We start from the raw sequence: 21,508 nt of genomic DNA on the forward strand, positions 1-21,508 counted from the left end.
GAAGTCATTCTGTTCGGTTTATCATCGACATGGGATTACATCATCACCACATCAAACTGTTCCTGGCTGTACAACGGCTCAATCTGTACCTTGACCTGTTTGCCGACAAAGATTTCCACCCCTGCCAGGGCGTGGGATTCTTCGCTTTTCAATACCTCAGCCACCGCAGGCGATGCGTACACCAGGAAACGAGCGGTGTCATAGGCATGATGCACCCGCACAATTTCACGCATGATTTCATAGCAAACCGTCTCGACGCTTTTCACCCTGCCGCGACCATGGCACGTCGGGCACTGATGACACAGCACATGTTCAATGCTCTCACGGGTGCGCTTGCGCGTCATCTCCACTAATCCTAGTTGAGAGAAGCCGTTAATACTGGTTTTAACCCGATCTTTGGCGAGCGCCTGCTCCAGAGAGTTCAGTACTCGACGACGGTGGTCCTCATTACTCATGTCGATAAAATCGATAATGATAATACCACCCAGGTTGCGCAGCCGCAGTTGGCGGGCAATGGCCTGCGTCGCTTCGATATTGGTGTTAAAGATGGTCTCATCCAGATTGCGATGACCGACGAAGGCCCCGGTATTGATGTCTATCGTCGTCATCGCCTCAGTTTGATCGATGATCAGATAGCCACCGGATTTCAACTCAACCTTTCTGTCCAGTGAACGCTGAATTTCATTCTCCACGTCATAGAGATCGAAAATCGGTTGGCGTCCGGCGTAATGCTCCAGCTTATTGGTGGTTTCCGGAATATAGTCAGTGGTGAACTCCAGCAACGCGTCATAGGTCAGACGGGAGTCGATGCGGATGCGATCCAACGCCGCACCGGCAAAATCACGCAGGATACGCTGCGCCAGCGCCACTTCACCGTACAGCTTGCATTTGGTCTGATTGCGTTTTTTACGCTCGCTGACCTTGGTCCATAAACGTTTGAGGAACGCCGCGTCAGAAGAAAGCTCATCTTCGCCGCTCCCTTCTGCCGCCGTGCGAATAATAAACCCACCCTGCTCATCGCAGTATTCGCTGACGATTTTCTTCAGGCGTTCGCGTTCCACTTCACTTTCAATGCGCTGTGAAACCCCAACGTGGGCTGCGCCAGGCATAAAAACCAGATAGCGCGATGGCAGGGTAATATCAGTGGTCAATCGGGCACCTTTGGTACCGAGCGGGTCTTTCACCACCTGCACCATCAAGTCCTGCCCTTGGCGCACCAGTTCAGTAATATTGCGCACGTGGAAATTTTTCTGTTCTTCCCCGGCCACGCATTCGGTGTGCGGCATAATGTCTGACGCGTGCAAAAACGCCGCTTTATCCAGCCCGATATCCACGAATGCGGCCTGCATGCCCGGCAAAACCCGGCTGACACGCCCTTTATAAATATTGCCCACGATGCCGCGTTTCGCTTCACGCTCAATGTGGATCTCTTGCAGTATTCCGCCGTCAATGTAGGCAACGCGCGTTTCCGACGGCGTCACGTTGACCAGTAACTCAGCTGTCATTTTCTGCTCCTGCCGTTCGTAACGCTATAATCTGATTATACAATTCATATGTTTCCACCAGCGGCAACCCGACAACCGCGTGGTAACTGCCGGCGATAGCCTTGACGAAACACCCGCCTTTACCTTGAATGCCATAGGCTCCCGCTTTATCCATCGGCTCACCGCTGGCAACGTAGTCGGTAATATCCTGCGGCGTCAGGGCGCGGAACGTCACGTCGGTCACCACCAGCGCGCTGCATTGAGTGCGACGATCGGCCAACGTGACCGCGGTCATCATCTGATGCTGTCGCCCTGAAAGCATCGATAAGATGTGCGCAGCATGGGCTTCGTCACGGGGTTTTTCCAGCACCTGGCCTTCCAGCACCACGATAGTATCGGCCCCCAACACCGGCAAATCATGTGGTGCGGCAGCAACCCCAGCCTGCGCTTTATCCTGCGCCAGACGGCGTACATAGACCTCTGCCGTTTCATGTGCTGCCCGCTGCTCGATAACATCAACCCGCAGCCGTTCAAAAGGGATGTCCAGCAACGTAAGCAGTTCGCGGCGGCGCGGTTAACCCGAGGCCAGATAGAGCGCAGTCATATATCCTCGCTACGTAGTCACTCTACGTATTCTACTGTGGGCGCCCCGGTTAAGGACTACGCCCTTATCGATTATTGTACTGTGAACTGACGGCGAATTTTGCGCATCAACAGGAATAGCCAGGGCCACAACACGCCATCAACCACACAGTTCCACAAATTTTCCGGCTTGAATGACACATTGCTCACCAGAAACTCCGCCCAGAAGACAATCAGATCCATCACGAGCGAAAGCACCATGACGATCAGGGCTTGTTGCCAGAGCGCCATATTGCGGAACAGTTGAAACTTGAAGGCCACCAGATAGGCAACAATGCTGAGCGCCAGCGCACGCACACCAAGCGTGGACCCTAAAATAAGGTCCATCACCATTCCCAACACAAAACCGGTGCCGACGTTGACCCGATGCGGTAACGCCATCACCCAATAAATCAGAAACAGTGAGAGCCACGATGGCCGGAAGTGATAGAACTGATCCGGCCACGGCATGATTTGCAGCACCATGGCGATCAGGAACGATAACCAGATGATCCAGTTGCCGTGACGGCGATAGCGGTTCATTGGCGTCCTCCCTGTGCTGGCGTAGCAGCAGGTGGCGTATTACGTTGAGGTTGCTGGCCTTGAGCTGCACTGCGCGCAGGGGCATTTTTCGGTTGTGCACTCCCCTGCGGCGGTGCGGTGGGTGCGGCAGCCGCAGGCGGTGCCGGCGGGCCCATTTCATCGGGAGAAGGCAGAACCTGCGGCATCATCTGCATCAAACGTTCATTGGCAACGCGGTGCACTTCTTGCGGCGGCAACCCTTTGCCCGACACGTCGTCAACGCCCCATAACAGCAGCAGATAGCGTAAACGTTGTAGACCCGCGGTAGGATGCGCCTTGATAACGGTGTAAGCGCGTTGCGTATCCACCTTCACTTCGGAGACAACGCCCACCGGATACCCTTCAGGGAAACGACCGCCCAGTCCGGAGGTCACCAGCACATCACCGACGCGAATATCGGTGTTGTTGGGCAAATGCTCCAGTTGCAGATCGTCAGTGCAGCCATTACCGGCGGCAATCACACGGATATCATTGCGCAGCACCTGAATCGGCAACGCGTGGGAAACATCGCAGATCAGCAGCACACGGCTGGTCAACTGACCGACCGAGACAACCTGCCCAACCACCCCTTTATCACTGATAACCGGTTGCCCTTCGTAGACACCGTGCGCCGCCCCTTTATCAATCACCATCTGATCGCTATAGGGGTCGGTGCCAGCGGAAATCACCTGGGTCACCATCTTCTGCTCATCCTGACGCAACGGCGATCCCAACAGTTCGCGCAGGCGCGCATTTTCCTGTTTCAGCTGACCGAGCAGCAGCAGATCGCTGTTGCGCAGTTGCAGTTCCTGGCGTAATGCACGGTTTTCCAGCGCCAGCTGATTTTTGTTCGCCAGCGATTCAGAGACATTATCCAATACTTCACGCGGCCCGTTGGCGAGAAAATAGAACGGGCTGACCGCCGTATCCATATAGGTACGGATCTTGAGGAACGTCCCCAAACGGCTGTCGGCGATAATGATCGCCATCGCCGTGAGGACGGCAAGAAAAAGTCGCAATTGCAGGGAAGGTCCCCTGCTAAAAATCGGCTTCATAAAGGTTGCGTATTCCTCAACGCGAATAAAGAACGCCCGACACGCTCGAAACGAAAGATAACATTCGTATTATTCACCGCCGTCATGCCCGCAGAAACGCTGGGGCTGAGGGGCGTCGGGCGCAGGGAATTACGCTAATGGCGATACCCGTGAAAACGACTCGCCACAGAATAAAAAAAGAGGGGCTACCCTACGGGATGAAAAACAACGCTGTTTCCCCATACGGTTCCCCTTCCTTTTATTCGGCACTCTACTCTTCGCTGAACAGATCACCGCCGTGCATGTCGATCATTTCCAGCGCTTTACCGCCACCGCGAGCCACACAGGTCAGCGGATCTTCGGCAACCACTACCGGGATGCCGGTCTCTTCCATCAGCAGGCGATCCAGGTTACGCAGCAGCGCCCCGCCACCGGTCAACACCATGCCGCGTTCAGAAATGTCGGAAGCCAGTTCTGGAGGACACTGTTCCAACGCAACCATCACCGCGCTCACAATGCCGGTCAACGGCTCTTGCAACGCTTCCAGAATCTCGTTCGAGTTAAGGGTAAAGCCGCGCGGTACGCCCTCAGCCAGGTTACGACCACGCACTTCGATTTCACGCACTTCATCGCCCGGATACGCAGAACCAATTTCGTGCTTGATGCGTTCCGCCGTCGCTTCACCGATCAGCGAGCCGTAGTTACGGCGCACGTAATTGATGATGGCTTCATCGAAGCGGTCACCACCAATACGCACGGAAGAAGAGTAGACCACACCGTTCAGGGAGATAACCGCCACTTCTGTGGTACCGCCCCCGATATCCACCACCATGGAGCCGGTTGCTTCAGAAACCGGCAGTCCGGCACCGATAGCGGCCGCCATCGGTTCTTCAATCAGGAACACTTCGCGCGCCCCGGCCCCTTGCGCAGATTCGCGAATGGCACGGCGTTCAACCTGAGTAGCACCGACCGGCACACACACCAGCACGCGCGGGCTCGGACGCATAAAGCTGTTGCTGTGCACTTGTTTGATAAAGTGCTGCAACATTTTCTCAGTCACGAAAAAGTCAGCGATAACGCCGTCTTTCATCGGGCGGATGGCTGCGATATTACCCGGAGTACGACCAAGCATCTGTTTGGCTTCATGGCCTACGGCGGCGACGCTCTTAGGCGAGCCAGCACGATCCTGACGGATGGCGACCACAGACGGCTCATTCAGTACAATGCCCTGCCCTTTAACATAAATCAGGGTATTGGCGGTACCCAGGTCGATGGACAAGTCGTTGGAAAACATGCCACGAAATTTTTTAAACATAACGAAAGGATAATCCTGCAAGCTGGGGGCGAAAAGAAATCCGCCTACTTTACCAACCACACGGTGCAGCGACAAGGCACGACAGCGCTCTGCATCGGTGAAAAATTCCCCTGTGTCAGATGCATCACGTTCCCCGGAAAAACCGTCGGGGCGATATTTCTTTGTGCGGTAAAGCGAGTTACCGCTTTTTCACGCAGTCGGATGGCATCAACCCAGGACACAAAATCTAACATTTTATCGGCCAGTTCATGCAATAAGCACACACTAACCGATTTATAAACCACGCATTCTACGTCAATTTACCTGCGACATTCACCCTAAACACGACGCCGGGGTGAATATTTTTTCAACTCATCGCTGACAGGGATAGACGCCGCAAAAAAAATCGCCCTGACCACCGTAAACACCGCGACTCGATAGCGTATTTCACTCTTCCTGAGTTCTGACGCCCGCGGCAAACACAGTGGCGGAGGTTCCCTTGCAGGCTTCTATCAGGCTTTGCACAAAAAGCTGATTTTCCGTCCTGCGTTCAAAACGGCGTACCAGACCCGGATGCAACTTGATGATTTCTACCTGCAACGTTCTGATATAGGTCGTACTGACCAAGGTCAGCCCGGCTTGCGTCACCGCCAGTCGACACCCTAACCCCACCAGCGTATTCAGAATAGGACGCAGGCGCTCGATATACTGACACACATCTGACTCAGCAAGTTCAAACAATATGCGTTGACGCTGCTGTTTCGGGCATTGCAATAGCACTTCTTGTAGCCAACGCCAGAAAGGGCGCTGCAACAGAGAATCCACATTGACGGGCATCGCCAGCGTCTCTTGCGGCCAAGAGGCAGACAGCGCGATGATTTGCGCCACCAGCAGCCGGTCATAATTGGGCGTCAGCCCCAATTGCTGCACCAGCGGCATGTATTCGGCGGCCAGCAGTACCTGATCGCCATCGGTGATACGCTGCATGATTTCCCGATGATGCACCCTACCATCGCGCGTCACCGCCGGTTTTTGGTACAGATGCGGGCCACCTTTCGCCAGCGTCTGCTCCAGCAATGTGCGCCATTTCACGCTGCCGCGTCCTTTGTCAGGCACCTGCCGGTTAAATACGCACCAGCCGTTTCCTCCCTGCAATACCGCATTGCGCGTGGCATCCTCCACGCTCTCCATCACCTGCTCGGAACTCTACCCGCTGGCATAGGCGCAGATACCGATATGCAACACGTCCTCACGATCGATAAGCGGCGTGATGGGCAGAATATCCAGCGCTTTGACTAACTGCGCTGCAATAATATCTGCTTCTTTCAGCGAACGGTGTGGCAGCAGCACGGCAAAATCACTGTTGAAATAGCGCGCCAACAGCGCGGAGGGGTAACGCATGACAAAGGTCGACAACATATTGACCAGCGTATTGCGGTACTCACGCAATTCATTGGCATAGCGGTGTGTTTCCTGCAAGGTATCGAAATCCGGCAGGCGAATCATCATGACCACGCCGTGGGTGCCGACATTTTCCGCGTCTTCCAACTGCGTAGTGAGTTGGTTATCGAAAAACAGGCGATTGCTTAATCCGGTTTCCGCATCCTGAGCGGCAAACGCGCGAATCAGCGTATCCAGTCGGCTGCGCTCTTCACGTGCATCGGCGAGATCCGACAGCAACTGATCGAACGCACCGCTGGCGCTATCGGGCCATTCGTGCACTGAACCGCGCGCCACTGATTCGCGTTCACCGCGCAGAATGCGGTTTGCGCGTGTCTCCAACTGTTCGTGCCCTGACACCTTGCGACGAAAACGCCGCACGGCAAACACCAACAGTGCTGGCATGCACGCCATCGCTACCACCATGGCGATGGTAGAGAAAATCCAGCGCGGCGAGCCGAAGAAGGGATCAAGATAGGTCAGGTTGACGCGAAAATCCGCGTTTTGCATCAGCGGCAGTTGCATCACATGGTGCACATAATCGTCTTCTGCGCTCATCAGTTCCGGCAGTCGCAGCGAAAATTGCAGGTTTTGATCAAGGTCCCTGATCTCCAGCAGCACAACCCCCGCCGCCTTCATCATTGAGGGCAGCCAAAAGCGTAACCGTTCAGGAGGTTGCACCAACAGCGCCTGATCGATACTGGTCGCGATAGCGTGAAGCTGGTTATCCACCTGCTGTAAATTATCATCAACAATGGTTACTAACCCTATGATAAATAGCAGGGATATGACGACTACCAGCGCCATCGTCATCAATGAAGAAAATTTCGTCATTCGCCCATCCCTGCATCCTCTCGCCGCACAGGGTCATACCCCGTGCCGTATTCACCGCTGTTGTTAATACTACCTGTTACAAATATAGACACTAAAGGATTTTCCCTGACTTTTCCTCTCCGGTCACAATCACATCGCGATCGTGGCCTGAACGCAACCGATAACCATCGCCCGTTCCCCTGTAGGCTGACCATGCAACACTCTGCAATGAACTCTTTTTTGCTCGGGCCGTCTTATTTTCCATACTTACAATACTCAGCCGTCGTAACCCGTGGAGCATCATCATGTCTGACTCTCATCGTCAACGCCAACCAAGCGCCGCCGACGTTACCCCTGAGGGGATTTTTCACCAGCGCCGCGCCGTGATGAAAGCGCTGGGCATCGCCGCCGCCTCGCTGAGCCTGCCGCTTAGCGCACAGGCGGATGTGCTGGACTGGCTCACTGGCGGCAAAAAAAAAATCGACAGCACCGTCGCCCACGCCGCTCACCTTCACACCGCAAACCAATGCACCAGCGTCACTCACGCTGACGCCCGAGGACAAGGTTACCGGCTACAACAACTTCTATGAGTTCGTGCTAGATAAAGCCGACCCGGCCGCCAATGCCGGAGGGTTGCGTACTGAAGGCTGGAAGATACAAATAGAAGGGGAAATCGCCAAACCCGTCACGCTGGATATCGATGACATTATCAAGCGCTTTCCGCTGGAAGAACGCATCTATCGCTTTCGCTGCGTCGAGGCCTGGTCAATGGTGATTCCCTGGGTGGGATTTCCCTTGGCAAAACTGATTCAGTTCGTAGAGCCCGACCAGCGCCGCGCGCAATGTTGCCTTTCAAACCCTGCACGATCCCGAACAGATGCCGGGGCAGAAAGATCGCTTTCTCGTTGGTGGACTTGACTATCCTTATGTAGAAGGCTTAACCATGGAAGAGGCGCTACATCCCTTGACCCTGCTAGCACTAGGGGTTTATTGCAAAACCTTGCCACCGCAGAACGGCGCGCCCATTCGTCTGGTGACACCGTGGAAATACGGGTTCAAGAACATCAAGTCCATTGTGAAAATCCGCTTTACGCGCGAACGACCGCCTTCAACCTGGAATCTGGCGGCACCCGATGAATATGGTTTTTATGCCAATATGAACCCGGATGTTGACCATCCGCGCTGGTCGCAGGCCAGTGAACGGGTAATTGGTGCGGGCGGATTGCTTAACGTTCAGCGCCAACCAACGCTGCTGTTTAACGGCTATGCCGAACAGGTAGCGCACCTCTATCGTGGTCTGAACCTGCGGGATAACTTCTGAATGCGTCTGACACTCCGCCAGGTGTTCTGGCTAAAAATCGTCTTGCATGCCGCCGCCGTGTTACCGCTGCTGTGGCTGTTTTATGCCATTCAACAAGGGGCGTTAAGCGCCGATCCGGCCAAAGATATCCAGCATTTTACCGGACGAATGGCGCTAAAACTGCTGTTGGCAACGCTGCTGGTTACGCCGTTGGCACGCTACGGCAAACAGCCGCTGTTGATCCGCTGTCGCCGCTTGCTCGGCCTGTGGTGTTTCGCCTGGGCTACGCTGCATCTGAGCAGCTATGCGCTGTTGGAACTGGGGCTCGCCAATCTCGCGTTGTTGGGCCAGGAGCTGATCAACCGGCCTTACCTGACGCTGGGTGCACTCAGTTGGCTGCTGCTGCTGGGCCTGGCGATAACCTCGTTTCAGCCGGCACAACGTGCGCTTGGCAGCAACTGGCAGCGCTTACACAACCTTATCTATGCCATCGCGGTGCTCGCGCCCCTTCATTATGTGTGGTCGGTAAAAATCTTATCGCCGCAACCGGTGATTTATGGGCTAAGTGCGCTGTTCTTGTTAGCTTTGCGTTACAAAAAGTTCCGCCAGTGGTGGCGTTAATACCGGGAAAGCGGCAGTAGCGTGACGCCGCGCGCGACGGGGGCGTCAAAGCCATTTGCGGAGATAAGACCGTATTTAGCTGCTAATTGCCACGATATGGTTATAATGCCCGACCTTATCGCCCGGTGAACAATTTACGTTGCCAAAAGGTGACAAACGATGTGCTTCGCGCTATGTTGTGCGACACGTTTTTCTACAAACTGGGTGTATCGCGGGAGATAGCGGCACAATGGCAGAGAGATTTCACATTTTGCTTTTGAACGGTCCCAACCTGAATCTGCTGGGAACCCGTGAGCCAGAGAAGTACGGCAGCACTACGCTTGCCGAGATCGTCAGCGGTCTGGAACATCAGGCGCAGGCGCTCAATGTACACTTCTCCCATGTCCAATCCAATGCTGAGCATGTGCTGATTGATACTATTCATCAGGCACGCAGCAAGACGGATTTTATTTTAATTAACCCGGCGGCATTCACGCACACCAGCGTTGCATTACGTGATGCGCTACTGGCCGTGGAAATTCCGTTTATAGAGATCCATCTGAGCAACGTGCACGCACGCGAACCGTTCCGCCATCACTCTTACCTGTCCGATGTGGCAGTGGGTGTGATTTGCGGCCTGGGCGCAGATGGATATGGCTATGCGTTACAGACGGCGGTAAAACGCCTGTCCACGTCAAACTAAATAAACCCATTTCAACAAATGAGTACGGAACCACATCCATGGATATTCGTAAAATCAAGAAACTGATCGAACTGGTTGAAGAATCCGGCATCGCCGAACTGGAAATTTCAGAAGGTGAAGAATCAGTACGTATCAGTCGTGCGCCTGTTGCGCCGGCTTACCCGATGATGCAGCAAGCCTACGCGCCCATGATGCAGCAACCAGCCCCCGCATTGGCAACTGCCGTGGCGCCGGCACCGGAAGCTGCTGTTGCCGCTTCACCTGCGGCCGTGAGCGGTCACATCGTGCGCTCTCCCATGGTCGGTACTTTCTACCGTACCCCAAGCCCGGATGCCAAAGCATTCGTTGAAGTTGGGCAGCGCGTTAACGTCGGCGATACCTTGTGCATCGTTGAAGCCATGAAAATGATGAACCAAATCGAAGCCGATAAAGCGGGCGTGGTGAAAGCCGTGCTGGTGGAAAACGGCCAACCGGTTGAGTTTGACGAGCCTTTGGTTGTCATTGAATAACCGGTTGTCATCGAATAACGAGGCTTACCATGCTAGATAAAATCGTTATCGCGAACCGCGGAGAAATTGCGCTGCGCATTTTGCGCGCCTGTAAAGAACTGGGCATCAAAACCGTTGCCGTTCACTCCAGCGCGGACCGCGATCTGAAACACGTGCTGCTGGCCGATGAGACCGTGTGTATCGGCCCGGCTCCGTCGACCAAAAGTTACCTGAACATCCCGGCGATTATTTCCGCCGCAGAGATCACCGGCGCTGTGGCTATCCACCCCGGTTACGGCTTTTTGTCCGAAAATGCGGATTTTGCTGAGCAGGTTGAGAGCTCCGGCTTCATCTTCATTGGTCCACGCGCAGATACCATTCGCCTGATGGGTGACAAAGTGTCTGCCATTTCTGCCATGAAGAAAGCAGGTGTACCGTGCGTGCCAGGCTCTGACGGCCCGCTGGGCGAGGACATGGACAAGAACCGCGCCTTTGGCAAACGCATCGGCTACCCGGTGATTATCAAAGCCTCTGGCGGCGGCGGCGGTCGCGGCATGCGCGTGGTGCGCAACGAGAAAGATCTGGAACAATCCATCCTCATGACCCGTGCGGAAGCAAAAGCCACTTTCAATAACGACATGGTGTATATGGAAAAATACCTGGAGAATCCGCGTCACGTGGAAATTCAGGTATTGGCTGACGGTCAGGGCAACGCCATCTATCTGGCGGAACGCGACTGCTCCATGCAGCGTCGTCACCAGAAAGTGGTGGAAGAAGCGCCTGCGCCAGGCATCACGGCGGATTTGCGTCGCTACATCGGCGATCGCTGCGCGAAAGCCTGCGTGGATATCGGCTATAGCGGTGCCGGTACGTTTGAATTCCTGTTCGAAAACGGTGAATTCTACTTTATCGAAATGAACACCCGTATTCAGGTTGAGCATCCGGTAACGGAGATGATCACTGGCGTCGATCTGATCAAAGAGCAGTTGCGCATCGCTGCTGGTCAGCCGTTGTCGATCAAACAGGAAGAAGTCAACGTGCGCGGTCATGCGGTGGAATGCCGTATCAACGCCGAAGATCCTAACACCTTCCTGCCGAGTCCGGGCAAGATCACCCGTTTCCATGCACCGGGCGGTTTTGGCGTACGATGGGAATCGCACATCTACGCGGGCTATACCGTGCCGCCGTACTACGATTCCATGATCGGCAAGTTGATCACTTACGGTGAAAGCCGCGATATCGCGATTTCCCGAATGAAAAACGCCTTGGCGGAACTGATCATTGATGGTATTAAAACCAACATTGAGTTGCAGTTGAAGATTATGAACGACGAGAACTTCCAGCACGGTGGAACCAATATCCACTATCTGGAGAAAAAGCTCGGTCTGCAATAATCTGCATCGTACAAGCGTATAAAGGCCAGCCATGCTGGCCTTTATACGCTTGCTGGTACCGTTTTACAGGGAAAAACCATGGACAAACGCTTCTCCCAAGCGCACAAAGAGGCGCGATGTGCACTGTTCCTGACGCTATTTTACCTCGTAGGCTGGATAGTCACCGCCTACCTGCCTGACAACACCGCCGGGTTAACCGGGCTGCCACGCTGGTTTGAGTTCTCCTGCCTGCTGCTGCCGCTGGTCTTTATCGTGCTGTGCTGGCTGATGACGCACCTGGTGTTTCGCGATATTCCGTTAGGAGACGATGATGCACAATGATGTGATTCTGCCGCTGGGCGTCTACCTGATACTGGTGTTCGGGCTGTCGATTTACGCTTACCTGCGCCGCCGCGAAGGCAATTTCCTCAACGAGTACTTCCTCGGTAGCCGCTCGATGGGCGGGTTTGTGCTCGCCATGACGCTGATTGGCACCTATGTCAGTGCCAGTTCGTTTATCGGTGGGCCTGGTGCCGCCTATAAATACGGTCTGGGTTGGGTGCTATTGGCGGTGATTCAAGTGCCCACCATGCTGCTTTCTCTCGGCATTCTGGGGAAAAAATTCACCATTCTGGCACGGCGCTACAACGCCATTACCCTGAACGATATGCTGTATGCGCGCTATGGCAGTCGCCTGCTGGTGTGGTTTGCCAGCCTGAGCCTGCTGGTGGCCTTTATCGGGGCGATGGCGGTGCAGTTTATCGGCGGCGCTCGTCTGCTGGAAACCGCCGCTAATGTGCCCTACGACGTTGGCTTGCTGATTTTCGGCGTCACGATAGCGCTTTACACCACCTTCGGCGGTTTTCGCGCCAGCGTGCTCAATGACGCGATGCAAGGCGTTGTGATGCTGATCGGTACGGTATTGCTGCTAGTAGCGATTATCTCTGCCGCTGGTGGGCTGGGCAGCGCGGTAGAAACGCTGCGTCAGATCGATCCGGCACTGGTTGACCCACACGGCAGTGGCCAGACGCTCACCTTCCCGTTTATGGCCTCATTCTGGGTGCTAGTCTGCTTCGGCGTCATCGGCTTGCCTAACACAGCCGTACGCTGTATCTCTTACAAAGACAGCAAAGCACTGCACCGTGGCATCATTATCGGCACTATCGTCATCACCGTGCTGATGCTGGGTATGCACCTGGCAGGCGCACTGGGGCGCGCGATCATGCCCAACCTGACCATTCCCGATCAGGTGCTGCCGGAACTGATGGTGAAAGTACTGCCACCGCTGGCAGCGGGCATCTTCCTCGCGGCGCCCATGTCCGCCATTATGGCCAACATCAATGCGCACCTGCTGCAAGCCTCTGCCACCATCATCAAAGATCTGTATCTGAGCGTAAAACCGCATCAAGCGCAGAACGAACGCCATATCAAATGGCTCTCCAGCGCCACCACGCTGCTGCTGGGCGTCCTGACGCTGCTGGCCTCCTGGCGGCCACCTGAAATGATTATCTGGCTCAATCTGCTGGCATTTGGCGGCCTGGAGGCGGTATTCCTGTGGCCACTGGTGCTTGGGCTTTACTGGGAGCGCGCCAATGCGACCGGTGCGCTCAGCGCCATGATGGTCGGTGCCTTATGCTATACCCTACTTGCCACCTTTAAGCTGAATCTGGCGGGCTTTCACCCGATTGTTCCCGCCCTTTCATTCAGCCTGCTGGCCTTTCTTATTGGTAACCGTTTTGGCAGCAACCCTGCGCCAAACGCTGCCGCAACACCGTCACATTAACGGGAACAGAGGCTGCTATGCCGTGGATTCAACTCAAAATCAATACGACGGGCGCGCAGGCTGAACAACTGGGCGATGCGCTTATCGAGAGCGGTGCGGTGTCCGTCACCTTTCAGGACACCCACGATACCCCAGTATTCGAACCGCTGCCGGGTGAAACCCGTTTATGGGGCGATACCGACGTGATTGGGCTGTACGACGCCGAAACCGAGATGCCGGACGTGATTGCCCAACTGGAGCAAGAACCGCTACTGGGTGCCGGTTTTCGCCATAAAATCGAACAGCTGGAAGATAAAGACTGGGAACGGGAGTGGATGGACAACTTCCACCCGATGCAGTTTGGCAAACGCCTGTGCATCTGCCCGAGCTGGCGTGACATCCCCGATCCGAACGCTGTTAACGTGATGCTGGATCCCGGTCTGGCCTTTGGCACCGGCACGCACCCTACCACGTCCCTGTGTCTGCAATGGATCGACGGTCTGGATTTGGTGGGCAAAACGGTGATCGATTTTGGCTGCGGCTCCGGTATTTTGGCGATTGCCGCATTGAAACTGGGTGCCGCACAGGCGATTGGCATCGATATAGATCCTCAGGCCATTCAAGCCAGCCGCGACAATGCGCAACGTAACGGCGTCTCAGAGCGTCTGTCGCTCTACCTGCCGAAAGACCAGCCCAACGACCTCTCAGCCGACGTCGTGGTTGCCAATATCCTTGCAGGCCCGCTGCGTGAGCTGGCACCGCTGATTAGTACACTGCCCAAGGCGGGAGGGCATTTAGGGTTATCAGGTATTCTGGCGTCACAGGCAGAGAACGTGGCAGCCGCTTACACCGACCTGTTCGAACTCGACCCAACCGTTGAGAAAGAAGAGTGGTGCCGTATTACCGGCATCAAGCGCTAAGCGTTATGGCGAGTGCCCTTAGCCGCTTGACGGCGGTTGGCGGCACTCGTCAAAATCATTGATGTATATACCCTAAATAATTCGAGTCGCAGGACAACACGTTTACGTTTTGAACAGCGCTTGCGCTGGCCCTTTAGGGCGAGCGAAAGAATCCCGATGAGCTTACTCAGGAAAGTGATTCGGGTGACAAATCGGCCGGGAGCAGATTTGAACGCCGCGTGCGGCGGCCTCGTAAGAGGTGAGGCCCAGAGATGGGCCGAATAACGCGTGCAGCCAACGCACCTGCAGCTTGAAGTATAGCCAAGCGACTTAATTTTGATTACACCATATGGACTGAGAACAAACTCTCTGTATCGCAACCCATCTCTCTTTTTTTGCTTTTTGCTTGTGCCCATTTATGCTCAATTGGGTTAAGATCTGGCGAATATGTAGGCAAATACTCCACCATATACCCTGCATCGATGATGACTTGTTGAATATTATGTTTTTTGTGAAAAGTGGCATTGTCCATCATGATTACACTGTTTTTAGGGAGTACTGGGATAAGGACTTGTGTGACCCAGGCATAGAAAACATCGCTGTTAATATTGATATCAAATAATCCGATAGCAAACAGCGTTGTGCCTAATAAAGCGCCGATAACATTTGTTCTTCCCCTAGCTCCCCAGTTCTTCAGGCCAAAACACCGTTGACCTTTTGGGGAATAGCCGTGAGTCCGTGGGGCATCGTGTGAAAAACCACTTTCATCAATAAAAACAATAGGTTTACCTTCTTTTTCATACTGTTGTTTTTTTTGTTGAAATCCCTGCCGGGCGTTTTCGTCGGCTTTCGGATGACGTAGAGTTTTTTTTATAGGTCAATCCCAGCTTTTTAAGCGCTTGCCAAATGGCCTTCTGACAAACGCCAAAACGCTCTGCACGTTCTTTTTGGTAAGCATCTGGATATTGTTCAACATCTTTTATCAACTCGGATTTATCGATCTTTCGCTGACGCGTGGTCGATGCTTTTGACTCTATTTGATTAATCCAACGCGATACAGAGGCAGGGCCAATCCGAAATTGCTTCGCTGTTTCTCGGATACTCAACCCTTCGTTTTTCCGTGTAGATATCACTTTACGTCTAAAATCAATTGAATAGCTCATTTAAATAATGTAATCAAAATTAAGTCGTTTAGCTATAACGCCACAATGCCTGCCTATACTGACGACTGGTGTAATGGCTTCCTTGGTCACTATGAAACATGACTTGTTTGGGATGCCCACGCAGTTCCCAAGCCATTTGTAGTGCTTTGGCTGTTAATTCTGAATCTGGCGAAAACGACATTAAGCGTGTTGCTTAATAGTGAAATAAGGGTGTTGCCCCATTCCCAGTCGAAATGCAACAAAGTGACCCACTGGCCAGACCCGGATAAAATCACCGTTCTGGCCCTACTGGAGATCCCGTTGCATGCAGGGAAAACATCTGACTCACAAAGAGCGGTTCTACATCGAAAAACGGCGTGGTGATGGGGTTAACCAGGCCACCATCGCCCGGGAACTGGAGCTTCCTCGTTCTACCATCAGCAGGGAACTCAGACGCAATACCGACGCCGCTTTCAACGGGGTCTATTCCTGCAGAAGGGCCGAAACGTTGGCCAGAGGGCGGCGGCAGAAAACTCGGCCGGACAGCGTGATTAACCAGCTTGAACCGCACATTCAGGACTTTATCAGAACGGCGCTGTCTACCCACACCTCACCTGAGGTCATCAGTGGGCGCCTGGTCCTGGAATTTGGCCTGTCCGTCAGCAAGAACTCGCTCTATCGCTATATCCAGCAGGAGCGCCGTGCCGGCGGTGAGCTGTATCAGCAGCTCCCTCATCGGGGTAAACGGTATAACTATCAGACCGATGAGAACAAACGCGGTCCTATTCCCAACCGTGTTGGCATTGAGCAGCGGCCGGCCGTTGCTGACCTCAAGCAGGAACCCGGGCATTTCGAGATTGACACCATCTTTGGCAAAGATCAGAAATCATTCCTGCTGACGGTAGTCGATAAAGCCGTCAAGCTGGTCATCATTCGCAAACTGCCCAACAAGCGAGCAGAGACAGTGGTAGCGGCCTTCAGGGACATCGTTGCCAATATAGCCAACCGACTTAAAAATGATTACATCCTATGCCCTGATATGCGGCAAAGAAGCATAGCTGGCTGTTATCAAAATAATGTCGCTTGGCTATACCTTCTGCGAGTTTAAAACCCTGACTGCTGACAACGGTTCTGAATTTTCCCAGCACGGGGAAATTACAAAAGTCACGGGGGCACCGGTCTACTTTGCCCGGCCATATCATTCCTGGGAACGCGGGTTGAATGAGCATACCAACGGCCTGATACGGCGTTTTTACCCGAAGGGAACGGACTTCAATTATGTCACCCATCGCAAGGTTGCAGCACTCGAACACCTGCTCAATACGCGAGGCCGAAAATCGCTGGGTTATCGTTCTCCAAATGAGGTATTTTTAACGCACTTACAGGCGGCATAATGCCCTACCGTTTTGTTGCGTTTCGACTGGGAATGGGGCATGCCGGGCTTCTCACCGGAGTTGCAAGGCGTTTACAGCGTTGAGCAAGCGGATGGCAGCAAGCGCCTGTGCGCACATGTGATTCAGGAATAATCGGTATTAGCGGTATTAACGGCGCGAGGCATAACCCCTCGCGCCGTTTTTTTATTCGGTGGCAGAGGCGGGCGTTGCCTCGATTTCGGCATTAGCCGCAGCGCGATGCTTTTTCAGCCCATACCAACCCACAACCAGTAAGATAGCCAGCACCGGAGTGGAAGCTATGGTCCAGGTGCCGTTCGGGTAGTCAAATGCCATCAGCACCACCACGCCCAGCAAGAACAGCAGTGTCAGCCAGGAGGTAAACGGCGCGCCGGGCATCTTGAATAAAACGGGCTCGGCTTTACCCTGTTTGATGGCCTGGCGCAGCTTCATTTGGCACAAAATAATGAATGCCCAGGAACAGATAATGCCGATAGAAGCCATGTTCAGCACGATCTCAAACACCTGTGACGGCACAATATAGTTGAGGAATACTCCAACGATATGGATTGCCACTGTCACCATGATGCCAGTATAGGGAACAGACTGTGCACTCATTTTCGATAGAAAGTGCGGCGCTGAGCCACCCTGAGACAGTGAGCGCAAAATGCGTCCGGTTGAGTAGAGGCCCGAGTTCAGGCTCGATAACGCTGCCGTGAGCACGACCACGTTCATCACATCTCCCATGTAGGGCACGCCCAGCTTGCTAAAGAAGGTGACAAACGGGCTTTGCCCGGCCTGATAGGCATTCCACGGCAACAGACACACCAAAAGAACGATAGATCCCACGTAAAATAGAGCGATACGCCAGATAACGCTGTTGACGGCTTTAGGCAGAATACGCCGGGCGTCTTTGGCTTCACCGGCAGCAGTGCCGATGATCTCGATGCCGGCGAAGGCGAAGATCACGCCCTGAACCAACACCAATGCGGGCAATAATCCGTGGGGGAACAGGCCGCCGTTATCACTGATGAGATGAAAACCGGTTGGGTTACCCGCAACAGGATGACCGCTTGCCAGAAACACCGTACCGACAATCAGGAACAGTGAAATGGCTGCTACCTTGATCAAGGCAAACCAGAATTCCATCTCGGCGAACCATTTCACACCAATCAGGTTCATGGTGGTAACGATGGATAGCGCACCTAAAGCCAGTACCCACTGCGGCACATCGGCAAACGTTCCCCAGTAGTGCATATAAAGCGCAACCGCCGTGATATCCACAATGCCGGTCATTGCCCAGTTAAGGAAATACATCCAGCCTGCGAGGTACGAACCTTTTTCACCGAGAAACTCTCGCGCATAAGAGACAAAACTGCCGCTGGAAGGGCGATGAACGATCAATTCGCCGAGTGCACGCAAGATAAAGAAAGAGAAGATACCGCAGGTCAGGTACACCAGCGCCAATGAAGGACCTGCCAGTTGCAGGCGAGCTCCTGCGCCTAAAAATAGTCCGGTACCGATAGAGCCGCCAATGGCGATCATCTGCACGTGGCGTTTACTAATGCTTTTTTGATAACCCTTTTCGTGGGAGTCGAGCCAGTTTTTTTTGCTGGTCTGATGCGCCACATCTGTTGTGTTGTTGTGTGTCATGCTCTGTTTGTGTTCCTGCTGGTCTTTCATGCCCGATGGCGTTTGGTTTGACGTTGCGGTCATGCAGGTGCGCGGTGTGCTTCTCCTCGCTCCGCAGTCATAACCCTTTGTTATGTTTGTTTCGGGCAGAGATGCCACCCTTTCTCGTCTGTGCTGGCAAAAAAACGTCAGCGGCGGATAAACGCGTGAAAGCATGGCATGCGGAAAGGGCGTGTGGAACCGGACAAAAGGCTGAAAGGCGTTATCTGAAAAAATCCCCTTTTGGCGAATACTTACGCCAAAAGGGGACATTGATTAACGGCGATAGTTTTTCTGCGTTGCATTGACCTTGTAGAGATAGCGCCGTGATTCGGATGACGGGTGCTTGGTGGTCAATGTATCGTAGACTTCACCCGGCGACATCTGGTTGATCAGGCTAACTGCCCTGTCCTTGTCGCTGGAGAACACACGCATTACGCTGCCCGCACCACCGTTATACGCGGTAATAACGGCATAGCGACGTGATGTGGGGTTCTCGATACCACCCAGATAGGTGTTTTTCAGAATCGCCAGATAGGCCACGCCGGTATCGATGTTATTCTCAGGATCGAACAGATAGCTGCGGCTCGGTTGCCCCCATTTCCCCTTGCTCTTAAACACATCACGTCCGGCGCTGTGCTGCACCACCTGCATCAGCCCTAATGCGTCAGAACGGCTCACCGCGTAAGGGTTGAAGCTGGATTCGGTTTGCATGATTGCCAGAATCAAAGATTCTTCAATGCCATAGCGCTCGGAAGCCTGGCGAATCAGCGGCAGGTATTTATGCGCACGTTTGTCCAGATGGTTTGGCACCAGTTGGAAGGTGACGGACCAGATCACATGCAGCCCGGAGGTCCGTTTCTGCAAGCGGTTTTGCAACAGATAATCGGCAAAGCTGGCGGCGCGTCCTTCCCAACGAATGGGGTGTCCGGTGTTATCTAATACCTGCCCGTAAAGCATAGGTTCACGGCTGATTTGAATATCATTGGCGTCAGAGTAAAGGTCTGTATTGCTGGCGTCGTCGCCCATTAACAGTGTGGTGATGATGGCCTGGCGTAAACTCGGGGCGTAATTGGTCGCTGAAATGGTCTCGATAGTAATCGTACCGGCATCAAAGTTGATGTGACTACGGGTTTGATATTGATCGGTATACTTGACGTAGTCTTTCGGGCCGGCAATCAGCACTTCGTTCAGGCCCCAGATATTCTCGATGTTATGGGCGAACTGCCCCATCAGAATGTCAAAGGCGTTGGTGTCCTTGATGAATTCTTCATTATTGATATCGCCGCGCTTGCCGGAACAGGAGATCAGCAAGGGCGCAACGAGCAACAACGCTAGCAATTTCTTCATAGATGATTCGTTATAAGTATCTTGTTATTAACGGTTCATTAGCAACGCGGTGTCAGCATAAAGAGACAAAAGGGCCATAAGGCCCTGATATCATGCGCTGGGAGGGGTATAGCCTTCTATGTGGGCTTCTTTACCCTCGAACAGGAATTTAATCATCTCTTGTTCCAGCAGTTTGCGGTGCTCCACGTTCATCATGTTGAGTTTTTTTTCGTTGATCAGCATGGTTTGCTTGGTCTGCCATTGCGCCCACGCCTCTTTCGAAATTTCCTGATAGATGCGTTTGCCCAGTTCTCCCGGGTAAAGCTGAAAATCCTGCCCTTCGGCTTCACGTTGTAAATAAGTACAAAAAATGCTTCTGCTCATGCTGATTCCTCTTGAATAACGCGTGCTGGTCAGATCAAACTGCCGCCGGAGTGTACCGTTAACATACGTAATAGTCGTTCCACCGGCGCAGCCAGACCAACGGCGGGCGGTTGCGCCAAGTTATACCAGAGACCGGCCTTTTCCTCCATGCAAGCATCGTGCAAAGCGTGAGGAATGTCAGTGGGTAATGCGAGCCAGAGCGGAACAATATCCAGATGGAAATGGCTAAAGGTGTGGCGAAACGACACCAATTGCTGCACGTCCGTGATTTTCAGACCGCGTTGTTGCAGCCAAGGTTCCACATCATCATGGGTGTTGAATTGTGGAAAGCAAAACAAGCCTCCCCATAGCCCGGTCGCAGGCCGCTGTTGCAGCCATACTTCATCGCCCCGTTGCAGTAATAGGAACCAGGCGCTTTTTTCCGGTAACGTCTGCTTCGGTTTTTTACCCGGATAGCTGGCCCAACTGTTGTTAGCATAAGCGATGCAACCGTTGCTCAGCGGACAAAGTTCGCATTTGGGGCGGCTGCGGGTGCAAACCATCGCGCCTAAATCCATCATCGCCTGATTAAACTGGCTAACGCCCTGCGCGGGCGTAACCTGCTCGCTATGGGTCCAGAGCTGGTGCTCAACCTCTTTCTTACCCGGCCAACCGGCTACCGCGTAGCAGCGTGCCAGCACGCGTTTAACATTGCCATCAAGAATCGGGTGATGCTGACAGAGAGAAAGGGACAGCACTGCGCCTGCAGTGGAACGCCCGACACCCGGCAGTGCACAGACGGCGTCCAATGTGGTAGGAAACGCGCCGCCGTGCTGCTCCATGATGGTTTGCGCGGCTTTGTGCAGGTTGCGCGCACGCGCGTAATAACCCAGCCCGGTCCACAGGTGCAGTACCTCATCCAAGGGGGCGGCGGCAAGGGTGCGCACATCGGGAAAGCGAGCAATAAAACGTTGAAAATAGGGAATGACCGTGGTGACCTGCGTCTGTTGTAACATGATCTCGGAGAGCCATACGGTATAAGGCGTTTTCTCTTGTTGCCACGGCAGTGTCTTGCGGCCATAGCGCTCATACCATGCCAACACCTGCTGCGTGAACGGCTGCGCTTGCATCATAAAAAAGCCACTCTCTTGCCGGGTGAAAAGTCTGACAGCGATTCCAGCACAGAGTGAATGTGCTGTAAACCGGAACTTTCCGAGGTATCCCCCTTGCTAAACCGCGG

At 53.8% G+C, this 21,508-nt stretch carries 17 protein-coding genes and 5 pseudogenes; 9 read left to right on the top strand and 13 right to left on the bottom strand.

The window, feature by feature from the left end; genetic code table 11:
* Positions 1-35: 35 nt before the first annotated feature.
* From rng to csrD, 6 genes and pseudogenes are all read right to left on the bottom strand, one after another.
* Positions 36-1,505, bottom strand: a complete 1,470-nt coding sequence (gene rng / locus ACQGXV_RS15580) for a ribonuclease G (RefSeq protein ID WP_440866859.1) — start codon at positions 1,503-1,505, stop codon at positions 36-38.
* Positions 1,495-2,088, bottom strand: a pseudogene (locus ACQGXV_RS15585) (Maf family protein). Before ACQGXV_RS15585 ends, rng begins: the two are co-directional and overlap by 11 nt.
* A 71-nt stretch (positions 2,089-2,159) precedes the next feature.
* A complete protein-coding gene (gene mreD, locus ACQGXV_RS15590) occupies positions 2,160-2,648 on the bottom strand; it encodes a rod shape-determining protein MreD (RefSeq protein WP_440866860.1) in 489 nt (162 codons plus the stop codon).
* Positions 2,645-3,721 (bottom strand): rod shape-determining protein MreC, encoded by a 1,077-nt coding sequence (mreC, locus tag ACQGXV_RS15595; protein ID WP_440866861.1) that lies wholly within the window; start codon positions 3,719-3,721, stop codon positions 2,645-2,647. Before mreC ends, mreD begins: the two co-directional genes overlap by 4 nt.
* 250 nt (positions 3,722-3,971) lie before the next feature.
* Positions 3,972-5,015 carry a rod shape-determining protein MreB gene (gene mreB, locus ACQGXV_RS15600; RefSeq protein WP_004385136.1) on the bottom strand — a complete coding sequence of 348 codons (1,044 nt, stop codon included), beginning with the start codon at positions 5,013-5,015 and terminating at the stop codon, positions 3,972-3,974.
* 317 nt (positions 5,016-5,332) lie between these two features.
* A pseudogene (csrD, locus tag ACQGXV_RS15605) lies at positions 5,333-7,241 on the bottom strand (RNase E specificity factor CsrD).
* Positions 7,242-7,552: 311 nt separating this feature from the next.
* Between csrD and msrP the strand changes: the two are divergent.
* The 8 genes and pseudogenes from msrP to prmA all read left to right on the top strand — a co-directional run bounded on the left by msrP (position 7,553) and on the right by prmA (position 14,393).
* Positions 7,553-8,568 (top strand): annotated as a pseudogene (gene msrP, locus ACQGXV_RS15610) (protein-methionine-sulfoxide reductase catalytic subunit MsrP).
* Entirely contained in the window at positions 8,569-9,168 is a 600-nt protein-coding gene (gene msrQ, locus ACQGXV_RS15615) for a protein-methionine-sulfoxide reductase heme-binding subunit MsrQ (protein ID WP_440866862.1), read from the top strand.
* A 229-nt stretch (positions 9,169-9,397) separates the two neighbouring features.
* Positions 9,398-9,850, top strand: coding sequence for a type II 3-dehydroquinate dehydratase (aroQ, locus tag ACQGXV_RS15620; protein WP_440866863.1), 453 nt, complete (start codon positions 9,398-9,400; stop codon positions 9,848-9,850).
* A gap of 38 nt (positions 9,851-9,888) precedes the next feature.
* A complete protein-coding gene (gene accB / locus ACQGXV_RS15625) occupies positions 9,889-10,359 on the top strand; it encodes an acetyl-CoA carboxylase biotin carboxyl carrier protein (RefSeq protein WP_440866864.1) in 471 nt (156 codons plus the stop codon).
* Between the two features lie 29 nt (positions 10,360-10,388).
* Entirely contained in the window at positions 10,389-11,732 is a 1,344-nt protein-coding gene (gene accC, locus ACQGXV_RS15630; protein ID WP_440866865.1) for an acetyl-CoA carboxylase biotin carboxylase subunit, read from the top strand.
* Positions 11,733-11,810: 78 nt separating this feature from the next.
* Complete coding sequence (locus ACQGXV_RS15635; protein ID WP_440866866.1) at positions 11,811-12,053, top strand: YhdT family protein; 243 nt, start codon at positions 11,811-11,813, stop codon at positions 12,051-12,053.
* Positions 12,043-13,494 (top strand): sodium/pantothenate symporter, encoded by a 1,452-nt coding sequence (gene panF, locus ACQGXV_RS15640; RefSeq protein WP_440867450.1) that lies wholly within the window; start codon positions 12,043-12,045, stop codon positions 13,492-13,494. Before ACQGXV_RS15635 ends, panF begins: the two co-directional genes overlap by 11 nt.
* Before the next feature lie 17 nt (positions 13,495-13,511).
* A complete protein-coding gene (gene prmA / locus ACQGXV_RS15645; protein ID WP_440866867.1) occupies positions 13,512-14,393 on the top strand; it encodes a 50S ribosomal protein L11 methyltransferase in 882 nt (293 codons plus the stop codon).
* A 319-nt stretch (positions 14,394-14,712) separates the two neighbouring features.
* Here the strand turns inward: prmA and ACQGXV_RS15650 are convergent, their stop codons facing one another.
* The 3 genes and pseudogenes from ACQGXV_RS15650 to ACQGXV_RS15660 all read right to left on the bottom strand — a co-directional run.
* Positions 14,713-15,246: an IS630 family transposase gene (locus ACQGXV_RS15650; protein WP_440862665.1), complete on the bottom strand. Its 534-nt coding sequence runs from the start codon at positions 15,244-15,246 to the stop codon at positions 14,713-14,715.
* The gene (locus ACQGXV_RS15655) at positions 15,170-15,535 is read right to left on the bottom strand and encodes an IS630 transposase-related protein (RefSeq protein ID WP_440862584.1); all 366 of its coding nucleotides are present in this window, start codon (positions 15,533-15,535) and stop codon (positions 15,170-15,172) included. Before ACQGXV_RS15655 ends, ACQGXV_RS15650 begins: the two co-directional genes overlap by 77 nt.
* A 34-nt stretch (positions 15,536-15,569) precedes the next feature.
* A pseudogene (locus ACQGXV_RS15660) lies at positions 15,570-15,716 on the bottom strand (DDE-type integrase/transposase/recombinase); the annotation flags it as partial.
* A 123-nt stretch (positions 15,717-15,839) separates the two neighbouring features.
* Here ACQGXV_RS15660 and ACQGXV_RS15665 point away from each other — a divergent pair.
* Positions 15,840-16,908, top strand: a pseudogene (locus tag ACQGXV_RS15665) (IS30 family transposase).
* A 183-nt stretch (positions 16,909-17,091) separates the two neighbouring features.
* Here the strand turns inward: ACQGXV_RS15665 and ansP are convergent.
* From ansP to mutY, 4 genes are all read right to left on the bottom strand, one after another.
* Positions 17,092-18,558, bottom strand: coding sequence for an L-asparagine permease (ansP, locus tag ACQGXV_RS15670; protein WP_440867451.1), 1,467 nt, complete (start codon positions 18,556-18,558; stop codon positions 17,092-17,094).
* 294 nt (positions 18,559-18,852) lie between these two features.
* Complete coding sequence (mltC, locus tag ACQGXV_RS15675) at positions 18,853-19,926, bottom strand: membrane-bound lytic murein transglycosylase MltC (protein WP_440866868.1); 1,074 nt, start codon at positions 19,924-19,926, stop codon at positions 18,853-18,855.
* Positions 19,927-20,016: 90 nt separating this feature from the next.
* Complete coding sequence (locus ACQGXV_RS15680; protein WP_440866869.1) at positions 20,017-20,289, bottom strand: oxidative damage protection protein; 273 nt, start codon at positions 20,287-20,289, stop codon at positions 20,017-20,019.
* 29 nt (positions 20,290-20,318) lie between these two features.
* Positions 20,319-21,401, bottom strand: a complete 1,083-nt coding sequence (gene mutY / locus ACQGXV_RS15685; protein WP_440866870.1) for an A/G-specific adenine glycosylase — start codon at positions 21,399-21,401, stop codon at positions 20,319-20,321.
* Between the last annotated feature and the right edge of the window lie 107 nt (positions 21,402-21,508).

It is taken from the genome of Symbiopectobacterium purcellii, from assembly GCF_052050035.1.
Taxonomy (GTDB): Bacteria; Pseudomonadota; Gammaproteobacteria; order Enterobacterales; family Enterobacteriaceae; genus Symbiopectobacterium; species Symbiopectobacterium purcellii_A.

Coding starts and splice junctions, on each gene's coding strand:
- rng (WP_440866859.1), bottom strand. CDS start 1,505: ATGACAGCTGAGTTACTGGTCAACGTGACGCCGTCGGAAACGCGCGTT.
- mreD (WP_440866860.1), bottom strand. CDS start 2,648: ATGAACCGCTATCGCCGTCACGGCAACTGGATCATCTGGTTATCGTTC.
- mreC (WP_440866861.1), bottom strand. CDS start 3,721: ATGAAGCCGATTTTTAGCAGGGGACCTTCCCTGCAATTGCGACTTTTT.
- mreB (WP_004385136.1), bottom strand. CDS start 5,015: ATGTTTAAAAAATTTCGTGGCATGTTTTCCAACGACTTGTCCATCGAC.
- msrQ (WP_440866862.1), top strand. CDS start 8,569: ATGCGTCTGACACTCCGCCAGGTGTTCTGGCTAAAAATCGTCTTGCAT.
- aroQ (WP_440866863.1), top strand. CDS start 9,398: ATGGCAGAGAGATTTCACATTTTGCTTTTGAACGGTCCCAACCTGAAT.
- accB (WP_440866864.1), top strand. CDS start 9,889: ATGGATATTCGTAAAATCAAGAAACTGATCGAACTGGTTGAAGAATCC.
- accC (WP_440866865.1), top strand. CDS start 10,389: ATGCTAGATAAAATCGTTATCGCGAACCGCGGAGAAATTGCGCTGCGC.
- ACQGXV_RS15635 (WP_440866866.1), top strand. CDS start 11,811: ATGGACAAACGCTTCTCCCAAGCGCACAAAGAGGCGCGATGTGCACTG.
- panF (WP_440867450.1), top strand. CDS start 12,043: ATGCACAATGATGTGATTCTGCCGCTGGGCGTCTACCTGATACTGGTG.
- prmA (WP_440866867.1), top strand. CDS start 13,512: ATGCCGTGGATTCAACTCAAAATCAATACGACGGGCGCGCAGGCTGAA.
- ACQGXV_RS15655 (WP_440862584.1), bottom strand. CDS start 15,535: ATGAGCTATTCAATTGATTTTAGACGTAAAGTGATATCTACACGGAAA.
- ansP (WP_440867451.1), bottom strand. CDS start 18,558: ATGACACACAACAACACAACAGATGTGGCGCATCAGACCAGCAAAAAA.
- mltC (WP_440866868.1), bottom strand. CDS start 19,926: ATGAAGAAATTGCTAGCGTTGTTGCTCGTTGCGCCCTTGCTGATCTCC.
- ACQGXV_RS15680 (WP_440866869.1), bottom strand. CDS start 20,289: ATGAGCAGAAGCATTTTTTGTACTTATTTACAACGTGAAGCCGAAGGG.
- mutY (WP_440866870.1), bottom strand. CDS start 21,401: ATGATGCAAGCGCAGCCGTTCACGCAGCAGGTGTTGGCATGGTATGAG.